Origin of the sequence: Bradyrhizobium sp. I71, assembly GCF_022354745.1 — a bacterium.
In the GTDB taxonomy this organism is placed as follows: Bacteria; Pseudomonadota; Alphaproteobacteria; order Rhizobiales; family Xanthobacteraceae; genus Bradyrhizobium; species Bradyrhizobium liaoningense.
Genome location: NZ_CP059398.1, coordinates 4,321,648 through 4,340,342 on the forward strand (window position 1 = coordinate 4,321,648; position 18,695 = coordinate 4,340,342).

Consider the following 18,695-nt stretch of genomic DNA (forward strand, 5'->3'; position numbering starts at 1 on the left):
TCCCTGTCACCGCGCGCGTTCGGTCGAAGCGCCTTTTGATTAGAGTTTGATATGGCGCGAGACCAGATCGATATGACGCCGCTGCAATCACGCGACGAACTCGTCGCGTGGTTCGAGGCCGGCTGCAAGCACCCGTCCGAATTCCGCATGGGCACCGAGCACGAGAAGACGCCGTTCACGCTCGAAGGCCACCATCCGGTGCCGTACGAAGGTGCACGCGGCATCGGCGCGCTGCTCGAAGGCATGAAGCTCCTGCTCGGCTGGGAGCCGATCATGGAGCAGGGCAACATCATCGGCCTCTACGACGTCACCGGTGGCGGCGCGATCTCGCTCGAGCCCGGCGGACAGTTCGAGCTGTCCGGCGCGCCGGTCGAGAATGTGCACCAGACCCAGGGCGAGTTGATGGCGCATCTGGCACAGGTGCGCGAGATCGCAACGCCGCTCGGCATCGGCTTCCTCGGGCTCGGCATGACGCCGTCCTGGTCGCGCGCCGATATCCCGGTGATGCCCAAGGGCCGCTACAAGATCATGACCAACTACATGCCGAAGGTCGGTCAGTACGGCCTCGACATGATGTACCGGACCTGTACCGTGCAGACCAATCTCGACTTCTCCTCCGAAGCCGACATGGTCAAGAAGCTGCGCGTCTCGCTCGCGCTCCAGCCGGTCGCGACGGCGCTGTTCGCCAATTCGCCGTTCACCGAGGGCAAGCCGAATGGCTTCCTGTCTTTCCGGTCCGAGATCTGGCGCGATACCGACAACGCGCGCTCGGGCATGATGCCGTGGGCCTTCGAGGACGGCATGGGGTTCGAGCGCTATGTCGACTACGCGCTCGACGTGCCCATGTATTTCGTCAAGCGCGGCGAGGAATACATCGACGTGTCGGGCTCCTCGTTCCGCGCGTTCTTCGAGGGCCGCAATAACAATCTTCCCGGCGAGCGTCCGACGCTGTCGGACTGGGCCAACCATCTCTCGACGATCTTCCCGGAAGTGCGGCTCAAGCGCTATCTCGAGATGCGGGGCTCCGACGGCGGTCCGTGGGGCCGCTTGCCGGCGCTGCCGGCGTTCTGGGTCGGGCTGCTCTACGACGACGTTTCGCTCGACGCCGCCTGGGACATGGTGAAGCACTGGACCGCGCATGAGCGTCAGGCCCTGCGCGATGACGTGCCGCGGTTCGGCTTCAAGGCGCGAATCAAGGACCGCTATCTGTTCGAGATCGCCAAGGAGTGCCTCGTTCTGGCACATGCCGGCTTGCGCCGGCGCGGCCGGATCGACCAGCTTGGCCGCGACGAGACCCGCCATCTGGAGCCGCTCGATCGCATCATCGATTCCGGCCGGACGCCGGCGGAGGAGATGCTGGAGAAGTTCAACGGTCCCTGGAAGGGCTCGGTGGAACCGGTCTACGCGGAGTACGCTTTCTAGAGTCATAGGCGAGCGACCGGATCCGAGCCGTTCATCGCCCGTACAGGTTTGCGGCGATCAAATGATCGGGCCGGAAAACCTGAGCGTCCTCAATAACTCGAAAGCTGTTCCGATGGTGAAGGGCCGCCCGCCTGGGGCCGTCATGGCACGCCTCTTGGCTTGTGCCGCGCTGCTTTTGCTCGCGCTTGCGAGCGTGCCCGCGCGCGCGCAGACAGCATTCGACAGGCCCGGCGGCGACTATTTCAGCACGCCGGTCACCTCGGGCGATCCGGAGGATTGTGCGCTGCTGTGCGAGCGCGACCGCCGCTGCCGCTCCTGGAGCTTCAGCTATCCCGACGTCGAAGGCGGCTCGGCGGTCTGCTGGTTGAAGAACACCGTGCCGCCGCGCGTGCCGGGAAGTTGCTGCATCTCCGGGGTGCGCGGCGCCGGCGTGATCGAGCCGCGCGTCGAGGGCGTCGAGACGTCGATCGACCGCCCGGGTGGTGATTTGCGCAATTTCGAGCTCAAGGACGGCGAAAGCGTGGAGGCCTGCAAGGCCGCCTGCACCGCCGACAACAAATGCCGTGCCTTCACTTATGCCCGCCCCGGCTACGTCGGGCGCGAGGCGCGCTGTTTCCTGAAGAAGGAGATCAAGCCGCCGCGCCGCAAGGCCGGATTCACGTCGGGCGTGGTGCGGTGATGCTCGTAGTCGTGCCCCGGACAGGGTGATGCGCTGCTGAACCGGGGCCCATTGCGGTCCCGCAATCTCTGCACGATGGGTCCCGGCTCTGCGCCGCGTCGCTTCGCGACGCGTCTTGTCCGGGACAGGAGTGAGTCTTGCTCACTCTGCCGCAATCACCGTGAGCTCGGGCCACAGTGCCTTCCATCGCGCGGCTTTCGCCTCGTAATTGGCGGCGGAGAAGTTCGGCGCCCGGTTGGGCCTTACGATCAGCCTTGCGACGTCATCGAACCCGTGGGGCGCATAGACGTCGAAATTCCCGCCGGCGGGTCGGATACCCAGTTGCGTATTCTCCGTGAGGAAACGGTCGATGCCGTCCGTCGAGCACGTCAGCGGCGGATAGGGCGAGCCATGCTTGTCGGGGTACCACAGATGCACCCGCGCCTGGTTGCGGATCTCGATCCTGGCGCCGAGATGCGCGAGCCGCGCGTGCAGCCTGCGGATCACTGCATCTTCCGCCTCCCACGACGTATCGGGATCGAAGTAGAACACGTCGTAGTCGGCGATGCCGTGACTGATCGCACGGCCGGTGAGCACGTTCCATACCGTCTGCACCAGGCAACCTGCGACCAGCCAGGCATCCGGCAGCGCAGGCTGCGCGAGGGCGTCGGCAATCGCAGCGTTGACGGGATTTCTCAGGGCAAGCGCGAGGAATTCGTCACGGTTCATCGTGAAGGGGAGAGACTTCCGCTCAATGCACGGCGGTGAAGAACCGGGCCAGCCTGAACCCGGACAGCCAGGTCCACACCGGCTGACCGCGCATGCCGAGATCCCAGGAGCCGAGCACGGCATCGGCACGGCCGATCAGATTGTCGATCGGCAACAGGCCGACGCCGCCGGCGCGCAGCGGCACGCGGCTGTCGGCGGAATTGTCGCGGTTGTCGCCGAGCACGAAGAGATGCCCGGCCGGCACCGTCACTTCGGGCGTGTTGTCGAGCGGGCCGTTGTCGCGCATCTTGAAGATCAAATGCGAGACGCCGTTCGGCAGCGTCTCGACATAGCGATAGGCAGGCTCGCTGCCGCCACGATCGTCCTCGGCGGCGCCGACGCCGTCGGGCTTCAGTTCGGCGGGACGGTCGTTGATGAAGAGCTGGCCCTGCCGCATCTGGATGCGATCGCCGGGCAGTCCCACGACGCGTTTGACCCAGGCCTGCGAGCGATCGCCGGGCCAGCGGAACACGACGACGTCGCCGAGCTTCGGCGTCTCCGCGAACACCCGGCCGCTCTCGGGCAGGCTGATCTGAATCGGCAGCGACGAGGTGCCGTAGCCATAGGGGAATTTCGAGGCGAGCAGCGCATCGCCGATCAGCAGCGTCGGCTCCATCGAGCCCGACGGCACGTAGAACGGCTCGGCCAGCGCGCCCTTGGCGATGAAGACCGCGGCGACGATGCCGGCGAGCTGCACGAGTTGCCCACCCCAGCCGCTGCTTTTCCGCTTGGGGGTGACAGTCACTTTGTCTTCCACGCTCATGCGCCCGTTCCACCCACCGTGATGCGTTCCATCAGCAGCGATGGCTGGCCGACGCCGACCGGCACGCCCTGACCGTTCTTGCCGCAGGTCCCGATGCCGGTATCGAGCGCAAGGTCGTTGCCGATCATGCGGATGCGATGCAGGTCGGTCGGCCCGTTGCCGATCAGCATGGCGCCCTTCAGCGGTGCGCCGATCTTGCCGTTCTCGATCTTGTAGGCCTCGGTGCACTGGAACACGTATTTGCCTGAGGTGATGTCGACCTGGCCGCCACCGAAATTCGCGGCGAACACGCCGTTCTTGACCGAGGCGAGGATCTCGGCGGGATCGCGGTCGCCCGCGAGCATGTAGGTGTTGGTCATGCGCGGCATCGGCACATGGGCGTAGCCCTGGCGACGGCCGTTGCCGGTCGGCTTCATGTTCATCAAGCGCGCGTTCTGGCGGTCCTGCATGTAACCGACGAGGATGCCATCCTCGATTAGCACGGTGCGATTGGTCGGCGTGCCCTCGTCGTCGATCGACAGCGAGCCGCGCCGCGAGGCGATGGTGCCGTCGTCGACGACCGTGACGCCCTTGGCCGCGACCTGCTGGCCCATCAGGCCGGCAAAGGCGGAGGTCTTCTTGCGGTTGAAGTCGCCCTCCAGGCCATGGCCGACCGCTTCATGCAGCATCACGCCGGGCCAGCCGGCGCCCAGCACGACGTCCATCTCGCCGGCCGGCGCTGGAATCGATTCCAGATTGACCAGCGCCTCGCGCAGCGCGCCGTCGGCGGCCTCGCGCCAGGATCTGCTCTCGATGAATTCGGCATAGCCGGCACGGCCGCCATAGCCCTTGCTGCCGCTCTCCTGGCGGTCACCCTGGCCGGCGACGACGGAAATGTTCACGCGCACCAGCGGACGGATGTCGCGATAGCTCTCGCCATCGGGCCGCAGGATCTCGACGACCTGCCAGGTCGCGCCCAGGCTGACGCTGACCTGCCGCACCCGCGGATCCTTGTCGCGCAGGTAAGCGTCGATCTCGGCGAGCAGCTTGACCTTGGTCTCGAAGCCGGGCGCATCGAGTGGATTGTCGTCGCCATAGAGCCGCACATTGGTGTGCGGGGGCGGCGCGGCGAAGCTGCCGGAGTAGCCGCCGCGCACGGCGGCGACCGCGTCGGCGGCGCGAATCAGCGCCGGCAGCGACACGTCGGAGGAATGGGCGTAGCCAACCGCATCGTCCTTGACGGCGCGTAGGCCAAACCCTTGCGAAGTGTCGTAGGTCGCCTGCTTCAGCCGCCCATTGTCGAACATCAGCGCTTCGGTCTGGCTGTATTCCAGGAACAATTCGCCGTCGTCGGCGCCCGAAAGCCCGCGCGCGACCTCGCTGCGAACCTGGTCGCGGTCGAGATTGGCACGGTCGAGCAGGGAGGTTGTTGCAGGGTTGGTCATGAGTCCGTCCATTATCGGGGGCTGTGGGGCAAGATAATGGTTTCGGACCGGTTCCGCGAGGGCGCCAAGCCTCACATTACGGAAACAATAGGATCGCTCACCAGTGCCCGATCGGCCGCTACGGCAGCTTGTCGTAGCCCTCGCCGAGCCCGTTCAGGCTGAGCGGGAAGCCGATGCCTTCTTCGGGGGTCTCGAAGATGATGAAGGTCGCGGTCTTGGCGCTGCGCAGCTGGCCGAGCAGCTTGTCGTCCATCACCACTTCCGCCACGCAGCCGTTGGGCAGGCATCTGACGAAACCGGCGCGGCCGACGTCCTGGTTGTCGAGCTTGAGTCCGAGGCCGGAGGGCAGCAGCACACCCAGCGGCGCCACCACGCGCATCAGGCGGCTCTTCTGGTCGGCGGTTTTCAGCACGATCACGGTCAGGCCGGCATTGGAGCGGTCTTCCGCCACCACGCTCTGGATCAGCGCGCATTGCTCGGTCTGGGCGCCGGGCGGGGTATCGCAGCGAATCTGCCAGTCGCCATGGACGGAGCGCACCGCGCCCTGCGCATGGGCGAGGCCGGGGAGCGCCAGGAGGACGATCGCGGTCAGGAGGGCGGCCAGCGCCGGGAGGCCGCTAGCCGGCTTTGCCATCGATCTCGAAAGCCCCATCGGGTCGGTCCCTCTGCTCGCCTGGGTCGCTCGCGCTTGGCAGGCCAATCTGGCGGACTGATACGGGAATGACGGCGTCTTGAAGGCGATTCCCAAGCAAATTCCGCGCCGCCTCGCGCCGCCGCCGCCGGCACGAATCAGGCTCCTGCGCGGCCATCCGCCAGTGCCTACCGCGGGCAATTCCGCTGTCAAGCCGCAGCATCCCGGCAAACGGTATTTTTGTTTGATGTTGCTGGGAAATATCTTGCCGGTGATGGCTGACAGACCGAGCTCAAGACTGCATTGCGATAGATCAAGAATTATGGTTTGAGAGGCTTGATTTCGCGTTCTAGCGATCTGGCCCCAATTCCTCTTAGAGGTATTCTTGCGTGGCGGTTTGTCGGACTGGCGGATCGAATAAGCGTTTCCCGGAAATAGGGGAATGCACTTGGGGTGATTTCGTAAGGGGAGCGCGAACGGCATGAGGATGTCGATGGGTCGGGTGGGCCGGCAATTGCTGGGATTGGCCACCATCGCCTTGGTGGCGGCTGGCGTCACGCTGGGTACGGGTGGTGCGGCGTTCGCCGAGCTCGGGCAGCCGGCGCCGTGGGAGTGGACGCTGCAGCAGTCCGGTTCCCCGGTGATGGACAATATTGTCTGGTTCCACAATTTCCTGTTCGTGCTGATCACCCTGATCACGCTGTTCGTTCTGGCACTGCTGGTGATCGTGGTCATCAAGTTTAACGCGAAGGCCAATCCGGTGCCGTCGCGGACCACTCACAACACGCTGATCGAGGTGGCCTGGACGCTGGTTCCGGTGCTGATCCTGGTCGGCATCTCGGTGCCGTCGTTCCGGCTTCTGTTCCTTCAGCTCGACATTCCGAAGGCTGACCTGACCGTCAAGGCGACGGGCAAGCAGTGGTACTGGTCCTACGCCTATCCCGACAACGGCAAGTTCGAGTTCGACTCGCTGATGGCCCAGGACAAGCAGCCCCGCCTGCTCGGCGTCGACAACGAGATGGTGGTCCCGGTCAACAAGGTGATTCGGGTCCAGACCACGGGCGCGGACGTCATCCACGCCTTCGCGCTGCCGGCTTTCGGCGTCAAGATCGACGCCATTCCGGGCCGGCTGAACGAGACCTGGTTCAAGGCCACCAAGACCGGCATGTATTACGGCCAGTGCTCGGAATTGTGCGGCAAGGATCACGCCTTCATGCCGATTGCGATCCGCGTGGTCAACGACCAGGAGTTCGCCTCCTGGGTCGAGGCGGCCAAGAAGAAATTTGCGAGCGGCGGCACCAGCACCTACGCCTCCGCGGCCGGCCCGACGCAGTAAGCGCCGGGCGACGGCTCAAGGGGACTGAAAGCGACAAAAAGGGCGGGACCGCATAAGGTCCGCATGGGACGCAAGGCAGGATTTGAAAATGGCAACGAGCGCAGCGGCACACGGCGATCACGCGCAAGACCACGGACATGACGAGCACGCCCATCCGACCGGGTGGCGGCGCTACGTCTACTCGACCAACCACAAGGACATCGGCACGATGTACCTCGTCTTCGCGGTCATCGCCGGCGTCATCGGCGCCCTGATGTCGATCGCGATCCGCGCCGAGCTGATGTATCCGGGCGTGCAGATCTTCCACGAGACGCACACCTACAATGTGTTCGTGACCTCCCACGGCCTGATCATGATCTTCTTCATGGTGATGCCCGCGATGATCGGCGGCTTCGGCAACTGGTTCGTGCCGCTGATGATCGGCGCGCCCGACATGGCGTTCCCGCGCATGAACAACATCTCGTTCTGGCTGCTGCCGGCGTCCTTCGCGCTGCTCCTGATGTCGACCTTCGTCGAGGGCGAGCCGGGCGCCAACGGCGTCGGCGCCGGCTGGACCATGTACGTGCCGCTGTCGAGCTCCGGCCATCCGGGCCCGGCCGTCGACTTCGCGATCCTGTCGCTGCATCTGGCGGGCGCCTCGTCGATCCTCGGTGCCATCAACTTCATCACCACCATCTTCAACATGCGCGCGCCGGGCATGACCCTGCACAAGATGCCGCTGTTCGTGTGGTCGATCCTGGTGACGGTGTTCCTGCTGCTGTTGTCGCTGCCGGTGCTCGCCGGTGCGATCACCATGCTGCTCACCGACCGCAATTTCGGCACGACGTTCTTCGCACCCGACGGCGGCGGCGACCCCGTGCTGTTCCAGCATCTGTTCTGGTTCTTCGGTCACCCCGAGGTGTACATCCTGATCCTGCCCGGCTTCGGTATGATCAGCCAGATCGTCTCGACCTTCTCGCGCAAGCCCGTGTTCGGCTATCTCGGCATGGCCTATGCCATGGTCGCGATCGGCGGCATCGGCTTCGTGGTGTGGGCGCACCACATGTACACGGTCGGCATGTCCTCGGCGACGCAGGCCTACTTCGTCGCGGCCACGATGGTCATCGCCGTTCCGACCGGCGTGAAGATCTTCTCATGGGTCGCCACGATGTGGGGCGGCTCGATCGAATTCCGCGCCCCGATGATCTGGGCGGTGGGCTTCATCTTCCTGTTCACGATCGGCGGCGTCACTGGCGTCGTGCTGGCGAACGCGGGTGTCGATCGCGTGCTCCAGGAAACCTACTACGTCGTCGCGCACTTCCACTACGTGCTGTCGCTCGGTGCGGTGTTCGCGATCTTCGCCGGCTGGTACTACTGGTTCCCGAAGATGTCGGGCTACATGTACAACGAGACTTTGGCCAAGGCGCACTTCTGGGTCACCTTCATCGGTGTCAACCTGGTGTTTTTCCCGCAGCACTTCCTCGGCCTGTCGGGCATGCCGCGCCGCTACGTCGACTATCCCGACGCCTTCGCGGGCTGGAACCTGGTCTCGTCGGTCGGCTCCTACATCTCCGGCTTCGGCGTGCTGATCTTCCTCTACTGCGTGATCGACGCCTTCGCCCGCAAGGTGCCGGCCGGCGACAACCCCTGGGGTGCCGGCGCGACCACGCTGGAGTGGACGCTGCCCTCGCCGCCGCCCTTCCACCAGTTCGAAGTGCTGCCCCGCGTGCAATAGGCAATCTTCCGCGGCGCCCGTGACGGGCGCCGCGGCGCTATAACGAAGCGAGTAGATCTAAGTGTCCGTCCTCGACCAGAACGCCATCGACATCAATCCACGCATCTCAGAAGCGGGGGTTGGCGACTATCTCGCGCTGCTCAAGCCCCGGGTGATGTCGCTGGTGATCTTCACTGCGCTGGTCGGGATGGCGATGGCGCCCGGGCATTTCCATCCCGTGCTGGCGATCACCTCGCTGCTCTGCATCGCGGTCGGTGCCGGCGCCTCCGGGGCCCTCAACATGGCGCTCGAAGGCGACATCGACGCCAAGATGTCGCGCACCGCGAACCGGCCGATCCCGCGCGGCCGCATCACCCGTCCCGAAGCCATGGCGTTCGGCATGACGCTCGCCTTCTTCTCGGTGATGACGCTCGGCATCCTCGTCAACTGGATCGCCGGCGCGCTGCTCGCCTTCACCATCTTCTTCTACGTCGTGATCTATACGATGGGCCTGAAGCGCTGGACCGCGCAGAACATCGTGATCGGCGGCGCGGCCGGCGCGCTGCCGCCGGTGGTGGCCTGGGCTGCGGTGACCGGCACCGTCGACGTCGAGCCGCTGCTGCTGTTCGCCATCATCTTCTTCTGGACCCCGCCGCATTTCTGGGCGCTGGCGCTGTTCCGCTCCGACGACTACGCGCGCGCCGGCATTCCGATGCTGCCCAACGTCGCCGGCCCCGACGCGACCCGCCTCCAGATCCTGCTCTACACCATCGTGCTGATCGCGGTCGCCGCGGCGCCCTGGGCGCTCGGCTATTTCGATGCCGTCTACGGCATCGTCTCGCTGATCCTGGGCGCCGGCATGCTGGTGCTCGCGATCAACGTCTATATGCGCCGCGAACGCAGCCAGTCGCTGCGCGCGACCCGCAAGCTTTTTGCCTTCTCGATCCTGTATCTGTTCGCGCTGTTCGCGACCCTGCTGGCAGAGGTCGTGTACCGGGCGCTTGCTCCGATAGTTGGGGGCGCATGAGGCAGGAATGGCTGACAAACCCGAGCCAGATGGAATCGTCCTCACCGAGGCGCAGAAAAAGAGCCGTCGTCAGCGTTCGATCGCAATCGCGCTCGCGCTCGGCGTGCTCGTGGTGCTGTTCTTCGCCGTCACCATGGTCAAGGGACCGGCAGTGCTAGTGCGGCCGATGTAGGTAACATGGATCACGAGCCGACCATATCGCGGGATCAGAACCGGACGGCCACGAAGGGCCGTCTCGGTGGCCTTGGCCGCGACGCGCTGGTCGCCTCGATCTGCGGCGGCGTGGTCGCGCTGATGGTCGGTGCGTCCTACGCGGCGGTGCCGTTCTACAACTGGTTCTGCCGTGCCACGGGCTTCAACGGCACGACGCAGGTCGCGACCTCTGCGCCGGCCACCGGCCCGATCGCGCGGAGGATATCGGTGCGCTTCGATTCCAACGTCGCGCCCGGCCTTCCATGGAAGTTCGAGCCGGAGCAGAGCGAGATCGAGGTCAATATCGGCCAGGTCGTGACCGTCTTCTACACCGTGACCAATCAGGCCGCGCGCACCACCGCGGGCCAGGCCGCCTACAACGTCGCGCCGCTGACGGTCGGCTCCTATTTCCAGAAGATCAACTGCTTCTGCTTCACCGAGCAGACCATGGCGCCCGGCGAGAAGCGCGAGATGCCGGTCGTGTTCTACGTCGATCCCTCGATCGTCGACGACCACGAGAATGACGGGCTGGGCTCGATCACGCTGTCCTACACGTTCTATCCGGTGCGCGACCCCGTGGTGAAGCCGCTCGCCGCCAGCGAGGACGACAAACGCAAGGGAAATCTTTGACCGCCCGGCTCACGCTCAGGCGGTTGGAAACAAGGGGATAAGTGCCTGACAGGCACGGGATTGAGGAGAGAGACGGAATGGCTACGGCGCACACCAAGCATCACGACTATCACCTGGTCGATCCCTCTCCCTGGCCGGCCGTCGGTTCGCTCTCGGCCTTCATCATGGCGGTCGGCGCGATCGCCTGGATGCACCACATGTTCTCCGCCGCGCCGATCGTGTTCGGCGTCGGCACCGTGGGCGTGCTCTACACCATGGCGAGCTGGTGGGGCGACGTGATCAAGGAAGCCCAGTACAAGGGCGACCACACCCGCGTCGTGCAGCTGCACCACCGCTACGGCATGATCCTGTTCATCGCCTCCGAGGTGATGTTCTTCGTCGCCTGGTTCTGGGCCTATTTCAATGCCGCGCTGTTTCCGGCCGACGCCGTCCATGCCACCCGCGATGCGGTGTTCGGCTGCGGCCTCGGCACGCAGCCCGGCGCCTGCTCTGTCCCCGGCACCTGGCCGCCGAAGGGCATCGAGACTTTCGATCCCTGGCATCTGCCGCTCCTGAACACGCTGATCCTGCTCACCTCCGGCACCACCGTGACCTGGGCGCACCATGCGCTGCTTGAGAACGACCGCCAGGGCCTGAAGTACGGCCTGATCCTCACCGTCGTGCTCGGCGCGCTCTTCACCTGCGTGCAGGCCTATGAGTACAGCCACGCGGCGTTCTCCTTCGCCGGCAATGTCTACGGCGCGACCTTCTTCATGGCGACCGGCTTCCACGGATTCCACGTGCTGGTCGGCACCATCTTCCTGCTGGTCTGCCTGTTCCGCGCCTATGCCGGCCATTTCACGCCGAAGCAGCATCTCGGCTTCGAGTTCGCCGCCTGGTACTGGCACTTCGTCGACGTGGTCTGGCTGTTCCTGTTCCTCTGCATTTATGTCTGGGGACGCGGCGCCGAGACCATGGCCCACGCCGCCCACTAAGTTGCATCGAACCGATCAGAAAGGGCGGCCCCAGGGCCGCCCTTTCGCTTGCCGGCCGCCGAACGTTCGGCGGAAACTGTGATAGGGTCCGCCATCATGAACGACACCGCCGGCCCACCCCAGCCCGAAACCACCGTCCTGCAAAGCGCGATGCGCGGGCTCGCCTGCAAATGCCCACGCTGCGGCCAGGGCAAGCTTTATGCGGGCTTCCTGACGCTCGCGCCTGCGTGCGACCGTTGCGGCCTCGACTACGCCTTCATCGATACCGGCGACGGCCCGGCGATCTTCATCATCATGCTCGCCGGCGCCATCGTGGTCGGCTGCGCGCTGGTCGTCGAGGTCAAGTACCAGCCGCCGTTCTGGCTGCATGCGGCGCTCTGGCTGCCGCTGATCCTCGCCACCACGCTGTTGCCGCTGCGTGCGATGAAATCGCTGCTGATTGCGCTGCAGTTCCACCACAAGGCGGCGCCGGGCCGGTTGGTCGACCGCGCGAAATGAGCGAGCCCGCGCGCAAGGCCCGCGTGGGCGGCTTCGCGCTGTTCACGCTGTTCCTGACGGCTGCGTTCGTAGCGCTCGGTGTCTGGCAGTTGCAGCGCCGGACCGCCAAGCACGAGCTGATCGCGGCACTCACCGAGCGGCTTGCGGCGGCGCCCGTCGCGCTGCCGCCGCCGGCGCTGTGGACCGCGCTGAATCCTGCTCGCGATGAATTCCGCCGCGTCAGCTTCACCGCCACCTACGCGGCCCTGCCCGATGCGATGGTCTATTCCTCCGGCTCCGCGGTGCGCAAGGACGCCTCCGGCCCCGGCACCTGGGCGTTTCTGCCGGCGCGTCTACCCACGGGCGAGACGGTCGTGATCGATGCGGGCTTCGTCGAGAACACGATGCAGGATCGCGGTGTCGAGGATCGCGCGGTGAAGAAGCTCGTCACGGGCCAACCGGTGGCGCTCACCGGCTATCTGCGTTTTCCCGAGGCGCCAGGCTGGCTGACGCCGGCGGAGAATCGCGACAAGCGGCTCTGGTTCGTGCGCGATCACCTGGGAATCGCAAGCGCGCTCGGCTGGGGTACGGTCGCGCCGTTCTATGTCGATCTCGAGCATCCCGCGCCCGCGAATGGCATTCCACGACCGGGACCGCTCGACGTGAATCTGAAGGACGATCACCTGCAATATGCGATGACCTGGTTCACGCTGGCCGGCGCCCTTCTGATCGCCTTCGCCGTATGGGCAAGAGGCCGGCGGCAGGGCTGAGCTTGTTCGGAACCATCTCGCGGGAACCCGGTATCGCCCGGGGTTTATTATTCAGCGCATATTCACGAGTGTGGTCCTAAGCCGCTGGTTATTTCCGCGGCAGACAGGATTGCGGCGTGAGCGATTTCGACCAGATGGGAATTATCGTCGATTGGGTGGACGCCTGCCGGAAGGGCGACCTCACGGCGCTGCTCGATCTCTATGCCGACGACGCCCAGCTCGAATGCGCGTGCAACGGCACGCAGCGATATCATGGACGGAGCGCGCTCGAAGCCTATTGGCAGCCGCGGCTCAGCGCCTTCTCGTCGGCAGGTTTCGGGCTGGAGGAAATCCATCCGACGCCCCACGGCGTCGATCTCGAATATTCCGTCGCCGGCGCGCTGCGCATTCAGGTCTCGTTTCGTTTCAACCCGGAAGGCAAGATCCGCAGCACAATATGCGAGCCCGCGCGCCATAACGCGCATGACGGCTGCGTATGCTAGAGCGCGAAGCGGTTGGGATGAATCGTCATCGCAGCCTGGGTTGTCGTTCCAGCATGATCTTTTGGGAAAACCGCTGCGCACTCTTCCGGATCATGCTTTAGCCTGCTGACGGCGCGTCCCGCGTCGTCTCGACGGGAAGACGGCAGCGGACGTAAGTTCGCTCATCCACGCGCAACAGGGACAGCGATCCGCTGAGCGCGCGCACGCGCTCATGCATGCCGGTCAAGCCCCGGCCGAAGACGTTGCCCGCAGGAAAGCCGCCGCCGTCGTCGGAGATCTCGATCGCGAGCGTCTCGCCGGCGACGGTCGCCCTTACATGAGCGTTGCTGGCGTTGGCATGGCGCAGCACGTTGGTCAGTGCCTCCTGGATCAGCCGATACACGGTTTGGGCCGCCGGCCCGTCGATCACGTTCAGATCGGCGTCGATCGTGTCCGTCAGGATGATGTGCGGAGCCTGATTGCGAAAGGTCCGGAGCAGCGTCTGCACGCTGGTCGAAAGGCCGAGTTCCTCGATATAGAGCGGCCGCAGCCGGTCGAGGATACGGCGATTGGTCTGCTGGAGCGCCTCGACCGATTGCAGCAGGCTCTGTGCGGAATTGCCGAAATTTCCCGCCGGCGGCGCAGCCTCGGCCAGCGCGATCGTGCCGGCGCGGATGCTGAACAACAGCGGTCCGAGTTCGTCGTGCAATTCGCGGGCGAGATCGCGCCGCTCGTCGTCCTGGAGCGACACCAGCCGGTGCATCAGATCGCGATTGTCCTGGCTCAGTTGCGCCAGCGTTGCAGCCAGCGCATTCGCCTCTTTGCAGCCTTGCCGGATTTCCGGCGGACCCCCGACCGGAATTGGCCTGGTGTAATCGCCCCGTCGTATCCGCGTGAGACCTTGGCCGAGATCTTGCAAAGGCCGCAGGACGGATCCCGCCAAGACATAGGCGATCGTGCCGGTAAGAACCATCAGCACGGCGACCAGGCTGGTGAGCGCGAGAAAGCCGATCCATTTCTCGAACAGATCGGCCGACATGTCCTGCAGGAATACGATATCGCCGATGCGTCTGCCGTCGATCATCACCGGCGATGCCGCGTCCATGTCGGGGGTGGCGAGAAGGTCGATGAACCATTGCGGCACGCCATGCGGCTTGTGCAGGCCGTCCTTCGGTGACGGCGTGGTACGCGCATCCGAGGCGCGGAATTGGATATCGGAGGAGGTGTCCAAGGAATGGACGAAGGCGTCGAGCGTCCGCCGTGGATTGTCCGATGTGCGCAGCGTGTCGTTGAGCGCGGCGGCGATGGCCTCTGTCGAACGCCGTCTCGGCTCGTTCTCCGCCGCCAGTTGGTCCGTTGCGAATATATGGAGCAGCAAGCCCGCCAGGATCAGCGCCGCCAGAAAGCTGGCGCCGAGCGGAAGAAACAGTTGCGTCCTGAACGAAAGTCGTTGCCACATTAGGCCAATTCTAACGCGCATCGGCGGGATTTACCCTTTCCATTTATTCCCGCCGGTCTATGAGTCGAAAAACAAGAGAGTGCGCGATGCAAGATACCGCCAAGCTGGCGACCAGGGTCCTGATCGTCGACGACCATCCCGTGGTGCTGTCCGGTTGCCGCACCCTGTTCGCGTCCGACCATTCAATTCGCATTGACGAGGCGAGCGACGCCAAATCCGGGCATCGCGCCTATGTCAGCAAGCGGCCCGACGTCACCGTGATCGACATCAGCCTGCCCGATGTCTCCGGCTTCGAGCTCATGCGACGCATCCGCAAGGACGATCCCGATGCCAAGATCATCATGTTCAGCATGAACGACGATCCGGCCTTCGTGGTGCGGGCAGTGGAGCTCGGGGCGCAGGGCTATGTCTCCAAGGGCGACGATCCCCGGATCCTGCTGAAAGCGGTGCGCAAGGTGGTCGCGGGCGACCATTTCATCTCGCCGCAACTCGCCGAGGCCGTGACGTTTTCCGGTGCGGCCATCAAAGCCAATCCGGCCTCGCAGATGACGCCGCGGGAGCTCGAGATCCTTCGCCTGCTTGGACGCGGCGACAAGATCGTCGAGGTCGCCGAGGCGCTCGGCATCTCTTACAAAACCGTGGCCAACACCACATCCCTGCTCAAGCAGAAGCTGGGCGCCAAGAACCACTCCGACCTGATCCGGATCGCAGTGGAAATCGGGATGAACTGACCTTCTGCCAGCGACCGAACCGGCTGCTCCAGGATGCAGCGGTTCGGTCGACGGATCGACGCCGCCGTTTGCCGGGCAATGCATGGGCAACGGGCGGCACCCATCCGCGGACACAATGGGCCGGGCCTGTATTCGTTCCTGCAGCAGAAATTCTTTCGGGAAAAAGTAGCAATCTGAAATAAACCCCCGGCTGCATTGCAGTAGTCGTGCCCGAAACGAGTCGGGAAAAACAGGAACATTTTTCGGCCGGCACGGTTTTGGCCCTTGACGACTTCGTGGCCGGCGACGAATGCTTGCCGGAACGGTTTTGACGGGCGCGACCCTGACGAAGCAAACCGGTCTGCACACAACGACAGACCTTCCAAGAGAAGGGCTGCGGCAATGCCGCAGCCCTTTTTCATTGGGCGATAGGAGGGCCGGAAGCGGTTTCCCGATGCCGCAAAACACTTTATGGTGGCCCAAAGCCTCTGGCTGTTATCAAGTAGTTTCGTAAAATCAAAGGCTTAAGGATCGAGCCTCGGTTCGGCCGGCCTTTGGAGGGCAGTTTGACTCGTTATATCTCGACCCGGGGCGAGGCCCCCGAACTCGGCTTCTGTGACGTGATGCTGACCGGGCTTGCCCGTGACGGGGGCCTATATGTGCCGGCGACCTGGCCACAGCTCCCGACCGAGACGATCGCCGGCTTCTTCGGCCGGCCCTATTGGGAGGTCGCGGTCGACCTGATTCGTCCCTTCGCCGACGACGAGATTTCGGACGCCGAGCTTGGTCGTATGGCGAACGAGGCCTATGCCACCTTCCGCCATCCCGCGGTGGTGCCGCTGCGCCAGATGTCGCCGCACCAGTTCGTGCTGGAGTTGTTCCACGGCCCGACGCTCGCCTTCAAGGACGTCGCGATGCAGCTGATCTCGCGGCTGATGGACCATGTGCTCGCCAAGCGCGGCCAGCGCACCACCATCGTGGTCGCCACCTCCGGCGATACCGGCGGCGCCGCGGTCGAAGCCTTTGCGGGACTCGAGAATGTCGATCTCATCGTGCTGTTTCCGCACGGCCGCATCTCCGAGGTGCAGCGGCGGATGATGACGTCGACGGGCGCGGCCAACGTCCATGCGCTCGCCATCGAGGGCACCTTCGACGATTGCCAGGCGATCGTGAAGGGGATGTTCAACAACCATCGCTTCCGCGATGCGACCTCGCTGTCCGGCGTGAATTCCATCAACTGGGCGCGCATCGTCGCCCAGGTGGTCTACTATTTCACCTCCGCCGTTGCCGTTGGGGCGCCGGCGCGCGCGGTCGATTTCGTCGTGCCGACAGGCAATTTCGGCGACATCTTCGCCGGCTACGTCGCCAAGCGCATGGGGCTGCCGGTGCGGACCCTGCGCATCGCCGCCAACGTCAACGACATCCTGGCGCGGACGCTGAAGACCGGAATCTACGAGGTGCGCGAGGTGCACGCGACGGCGTCGCCGTCGATGGACATCCAGATCTCGTCCAATTTCGAGCGGTTGCTGTTCGAGGCGAGCCGGCGCGATGCAGCAGGCGTGCGCCGGCTGATGGAGTCGCTGAAGCAGTCCGGACGTTTCGTGCTGCCCGACGCGACGCTCGCCGCGATCCGCGAGGAGTTCGATGCAGGGCGCGCCGACGAGACCGAGACTGCGGCTGCGATCCGCGCCGCCTGGCGCGAAGCAGGCGAACTGGTCGATCCCCATACGGCGGTGGCGCTTGCCGTCGCGGACCGCGATACCACCGACACGAGGGTGCCGAGCATCGTGCTCTCCACCGCCCATCCGGCCAAATTCCCCGACGCTGTGGAGGCGGCCTGCGGCCAGCGGCCGCAATTACCGGCCTGGCTCGACGGCTTGATGACCAAATCCGAACACATGAGGGTGATGAAGAACGATCAGGCCGAGGTCGAGCGGTTCGTGCTGTCGGTCAGCCGCGCCGCAAAGCAAGGAGTTGCCGGATGAGCGTCGAGATGACCAAACTTGCCTCCGGCCTGACCGTCGTCACCGACGAGATGCCCCATCTCGAGACTGCGGCGCTCGGCGTCTGGGCCGGCGTCGGCGGACGCGACGAGAAGCCGAACGAGCATGGCATCTCGCACCTGCTCGAGCACATGGCGTTCAAGGGCACGACCAAGCGCTCCTCGCGCGAGATCGTCGAGGAGATCGAGGCGGTGGGCGGCGACCTCAATGCCGGCACCTCGACCGAGACCACGTCCTATTACGCGCGGGTGCTGAAGGCCGACGTGCCGCTCGCACTCGACGTGCTCGCCGACATCCTCGCCAATCCCGCCTTCGAGCCCGACGAGCTGGAGCGCGAGAAGAACGTCATCGTGCAGGAGATCGGTGCCGCGCAGGATACGCCCGACGATGTCGTGTTCGAGCACCTGAACGAGCTCTGTTATCCTGACCAGCCGATGGGCCGCTCCCTGCTCGGCACGGCCAAGACGCTGCGCGCCTTCAACCGCGACATGCTGCGCGGCTACCTCTCGACGCATTATCGCGGGCCCGACATGGTGGTGGCGGCCGCCGGCGCGGTCGATCACGGCCAGGTCGTCGCCGAGGTCGAGAGACGCTTTGCCAGCTTCGAAGGGACGCCGGGGCCGAAGCCGCAAACCGCTCAGTTCGGCAAGGGCGGCGCCAAGGTGGTGCATCGCGAGCTCGAGCAGGCGCATCTGACGCTGGCGCTGGAAGGCGTGCCGCAGAGCGACGCGTCGCTGTTCTCGCTCCAGGTCTTCACCAACATCCTCGGCGGCGGAATGTCGTCGCGCCTGTTCCAGGAGGTGCGCGAGAAGCGCGGCCTCTGCTACTCCATCTACACCTTCCACGCGCCTTATACCGACACCGGCTTCTTCGGCCTCTACACCGGCACCGACCCGGCCGACGCGCCGGAGATGATGGAGGTCGTGGTCGACATCATGAATGATTCGGTGGAAACGCTGACCGAGGCCGAGATCGCCCGGGCCAAGGCGCAGATGAAGGCGGGCCTGTTGATGGCCCTGGAGAGCTGCTCCTCCCGTGCCGAGCAGCTTGCCCGGCATGTGCTCGCCTATGGGCGGCCGCAGACGGTGCAGGAACTGGTCGCCCGGATCGATGCCGTCAGCATCGAATCGACGAGGGACGCGGCGCGTGCGCTGCTGTCGCGGAGCCGGCCCGCCGTTGTCGCATTGGGCAGTGGCAGGGGTCTGGACACGGCCGTATCTTTTGCGGAAGGATTGACCCGGGCGCGCGCCAAGGCGCGGCTGCATTAGGAGCTGTGCTAGGGAGCCCCGCCCCGGAA

At 65.0% G+C, this 18,695-nt stretch carries 19 protein-coding genes; 14 read left to right on the forward strand and 5 right to left on the reverse strand.

Translation table 11 applies throughout. The features are described from left to right. Positions 1–51 precede the first annotated feature (51 nt). Together FJV43_RS20850 and FJV43_RS20855 are read left to right on the forward strand one after the other, a co-directional pair. Entirely contained in the window at positions 52–1,422 is a 1,371-nt protein-coding gene (locus FJV43_RS20850) for a glutamate--cysteine ligase (RefSeq protein ID WP_239620434.1), read from the forward strand. A gap of 112 nt (positions 1,423–1,534) precedes the next feature. Continuing rightward, positions 1,535–2,101, forward strand: coding sequence for a PAN domain-containing protein (locus FJV43_RS20855; protein WP_239620436.1), 567 nt, complete (start codon positions 1,535–1,537; stop codon positions 2,099–2,101). 141 nt (positions 2,102–2,242) lie between these two features. On the opposite strand, the gene FJV43_RS20860 is transcribed toward FJV43_RS20855, so the two are convergent. From FJV43_RS20860 to FJV43_RS20875, 4 genes are all read right to left on the reverse strand, one after another. Continuing rightward, complete coding sequence (locus FJV43_RS20860) at positions 2,243–2,809, reverse strand: nucleotidyltransferase family protein (RefSeq protein ID WP_239620438.1); 567 nt, start codon at positions 2,807–2,809, stop codon at positions 2,243–2,245. A gap of 22 nt (positions 2,810–2,831) precedes the next feature. After that, the gene (lepB, locus tag FJV43_RS20865; RefSeq protein ID WP_061882496.1) at positions 2,832–3,611 is read right to left on the reverse strand and encodes a signal peptidase I; all 780 of its coding nucleotides are present in this window, start codon (positions 3,609–3,611) and stop codon (positions 2,832–2,834) included. After that, positions 3,608–5,035 (reverse strand): metalloprotease TldD, encoded by a 1,428-nt coding sequence (tldD, locus tag FJV43_RS20870; protein WP_239620446.1) that lies wholly within the window; start codon positions 5,033–5,035, stop codon positions 3,608–3,610. Before tldD ends, lepB begins: the two co-directional genes overlap by 4 nt. 118 nt (positions 5,036–5,153) lie before the next feature. Then, positions 5,154–5,687 (reverse strand): invasion associated locus B family protein, encoded by a 534-nt coding sequence (locus tag FJV43_RS20875; protein WP_239620448.1) that lies wholly within the window; start codon positions 5,685–5,687, stop codon positions 5,154–5,156. 460 nt (positions 5,688–6,147) lie between these two features. On the opposite strand from FJV43_RS20875, the gene coxB reads away from it, so the two are divergent. The 9 genes from coxB (at position 6,148) to FJV43_RS20920 (ending at position 13,247) form a co-directional block, all read left to right on the forward strand. Continuing rightward, a complete protein-coding gene (gene coxB / locus FJV43_RS20880; protein WP_061882495.1) occupies positions 6,148–7,002 on the forward strand; it encodes a cytochrome c oxidase subunit II in 855 nt (284 codons plus the stop codon). Between the two features lie 88 nt (positions 7,003–7,090). Further along, positions 7,091–8,716: a cytochrome c oxidase subunit I gene (ctaD, locus tag FJV43_RS20885; RefSeq protein WP_239620454.1), complete on the forward strand. Its 1,626-nt coding sequence runs from the start codon at positions 7,091–7,093 to the stop codon at positions 8,714–8,716. 61 nt (positions 8,717–8,777) lie between these two features. Next, positions 8,778–9,722 (forward strand): heme o synthase, encoded by a 945-nt coding sequence (locus tag FJV43_RS20890; protein ID WP_239620456.1) that lies wholly within the window; start codon positions 8,778–8,780, stop codon positions 9,720–9,722. Between the two features lie 7 nt (positions 9,723–9,729). After that, positions 9,730–9,894: a hypothetical protein gene (locus FJV43_RS20895; protein ID WP_018644977.1), complete on the forward strand. Its 165-nt coding sequence runs from the start codon at positions 9,730–9,732 to the stop codon at positions 9,892–9,894. Between the two features lie 5 nt (positions 9,895–9,899). Further along, entirely contained in the window at positions 9,900–10,544 is a 645-nt protein-coding gene (locus FJV43_RS20900; protein WP_239620457.1) for a cytochrome c oxidase assembly protein, read from the forward strand. Between the two features lie 77 nt (positions 10,545–10,621). After that, entirely contained in the window at positions 10,622–11,518 is an 897-nt protein-coding gene (locus tag FJV43_RS20905; RefSeq protein ID WP_197968579.1) for a cytochrome c oxidase subunit 3, read from the forward strand. Positions 11,519–11,614: 96 nt separating this feature from the next. After that, entirely contained in the window at positions 11,615–12,016 is a 402-nt protein-coding gene (locus FJV43_RS20910) for a DUF983 domain-containing protein (RefSeq protein WP_239620458.1), read from the forward strand. Continuing rightward, positions 12,013–12,765 (forward strand): SURF1 family protein, encoded by a 753-nt coding sequence (locus FJV43_RS20915; protein WP_239620459.1) that lies wholly within the window; start codon positions 12,013–12,015, stop codon positions 12,763–12,765. The genes FJV43_RS20910 and FJV43_RS20915 overlap by 4 nt, the downstream gene beginning before the upstream one ends. Positions 12,766–12,881: 116 nt before the next feature. Next, entirely contained in the window at positions 12,882–13,247 is a 366-nt protein-coding gene (locus FJV43_RS20920) for a nuclear transport factor 2 family protein (protein ID WP_239620460.1), read from the forward strand. 97 nt (positions 13,248–13,344) lie between these two features. On the opposite strand, the gene FJV43_RS20925 is transcribed toward FJV43_RS20920, so the two are convergent. Further along, positions 13,345–14,685 (reverse strand): histidine kinase, encoded by a 1,341-nt coding sequence (locus FJV43_RS20925; protein WP_239620461.1) that lies wholly within the window; start codon positions 14,683–14,685, stop codon positions 13,345–13,347. 86 nt (positions 14,686–14,771) lie between these two features. Between FJV43_RS20925 and FJV43_RS20930 the strand changes: the two genes are divergently transcribed. The 3 genes from FJV43_RS20930 to FJV43_RS20940 all read left to right on the forward strand — a co-directional run bounded on the left by FJV43_RS20930 (position 14,772) and on the right by FJV43_RS20940 (position 18,666). Continuing rightward, positions 14,772–15,416, forward strand: coding sequence for a response regulator transcription factor (locus FJV43_RS20930; RefSeq protein WP_239620462.1), 645 nt, complete (start codon positions 14,772–14,774; stop codon positions 15,414–15,416). 545 nt (positions 15,417–15,961) lie between these two features. After that, a complete protein-coding gene (thrC, locus tag FJV43_RS20935; protein ID WP_239620464.1) occupies positions 15,962–17,380 on the forward strand; it encodes a threonine synthase in 1,419 nt (472 codons plus the stop codon). After that, positions 17,377–18,666, forward strand: a complete 1,290-nt coding sequence (locus FJV43_RS20940; RefSeq protein WP_239620470.1) for a pitrilysin family protein — start codon at positions 17,377–17,379, stop codon at positions 18,664–18,666. The genes thrC and FJV43_RS20940 overlap by 4 nt, the downstream gene beginning before the upstream one ends. Positions 18,667–18,695 lie beyond the last annotated feature (29 nt).

Excerpts from the sequence above, each read along its gene's own strand:
- FJV43_RS20850 (WP_239620434.1), top strand. The coding sequence starts at position 52 with ATGGCGCGAGACCAGATCGATATGACGCCGCTGCAATCACGCGACGAA.
- FJV43_RS20855 (WP_239620436.1), top strand. The coding sequence starts at position 1,535 with ATGGTGAAGGGCCGCCCGCCTGGGGCCGTCATGGCACGCCTCTTGGCT.
- FJV43_RS20860 (WP_239620438.1), bottom strand. The coding sequence starts at position 2,809 with ATGAACCGTGACGAATTCCTCGCGCTTGCCCTGAGAAATCCCGTCAAC.
- lepB (WP_061882496.1), bottom strand. The coding sequence starts at position 3,611 with ATGAGCGTGGAAGACAAAGTGACTGTCACCCCCAAGCGGAAAAGCAGC.
- tldD (WP_239620446.1), bottom strand. The coding sequence starts at position 5,035 with ATGACCAACCCTGCAACAACCTCCCTGCTCGACCGTGCCAATCTCGAC.
- FJV43_RS20875 (WP_239620448.1), bottom strand. The coding sequence starts at position 5,687 with ATGGGGCTTTCGAGATCGATGGCAAAGCCGGCTAGCGGCCTCCCGGCG.
- coxB (WP_061882495.1), top strand. The coding sequence starts at position 6,148 with ATGAGGATGTCGATGGGTCGGGTGGGCCGGCAATTGCTGGGATTGGCC.
- ctaD (WP_239620454.1), top strand. The coding sequence starts at position 7,091 with ATGGCAACGAGCGCAGCGGCACACGGCGATCACGCGCAAGACCACGGA.
- FJV43_RS20895 (WP_018644977.1), top strand. The coding sequence starts at position 9,730 with ATGGCTGACAAACCCGAGCCAGATGGAATCGTCCTCACCGAGGCGCAG.
- FJV43_RS20900 (WP_239620457.1), top strand. The coding sequence starts at position 9,900 with ATGGATCACGAGCCGACCATATCGCGGGATCAGAACCGGACGGCCACG.
- FJV43_RS20905 (WP_197968579.1), top strand. The coding sequence starts at position 10,622 with ATGGCTACGGCGCACACCAAGCATCACGACTATCACCTGGTCGATCCC.
- FJV43_RS20910 (WP_239620458.1), top strand. The coding sequence starts at position 11,615 with ATGAACGACACCGCCGGCCCACCCCAGCCCGAAACCACCGTCCTGCAA.
- FJV43_RS20915 (WP_239620459.1), top strand. The coding sequence starts at position 12,013 with ATGAGCGAGCCCGCGCGCAAGGCCCGCGTGGGCGGCTTCGCGCTGTTC.
- FJV43_RS20925 (WP_239620461.1), bottom strand. The coding sequence starts at position 14,685 with ATGTGGCAACGACTTTCGTTCAGGACGCAACTGTTTCTTCCGCTCGGC.
- FJV43_RS20930 (WP_239620462.1), top strand. The coding sequence starts at position 14,772 with ATGCAAGATACCGCCAAGCTGGCGACCAGGGTCCTGATCGTCGACGAC.
- FJV43_RS20940 (WP_239620470.1), top strand. The coding sequence starts at position 17,377 with ATGAGCGTCGAGATGACCAAACTTGCCTCCGGCCTGACCGTCGTCACC.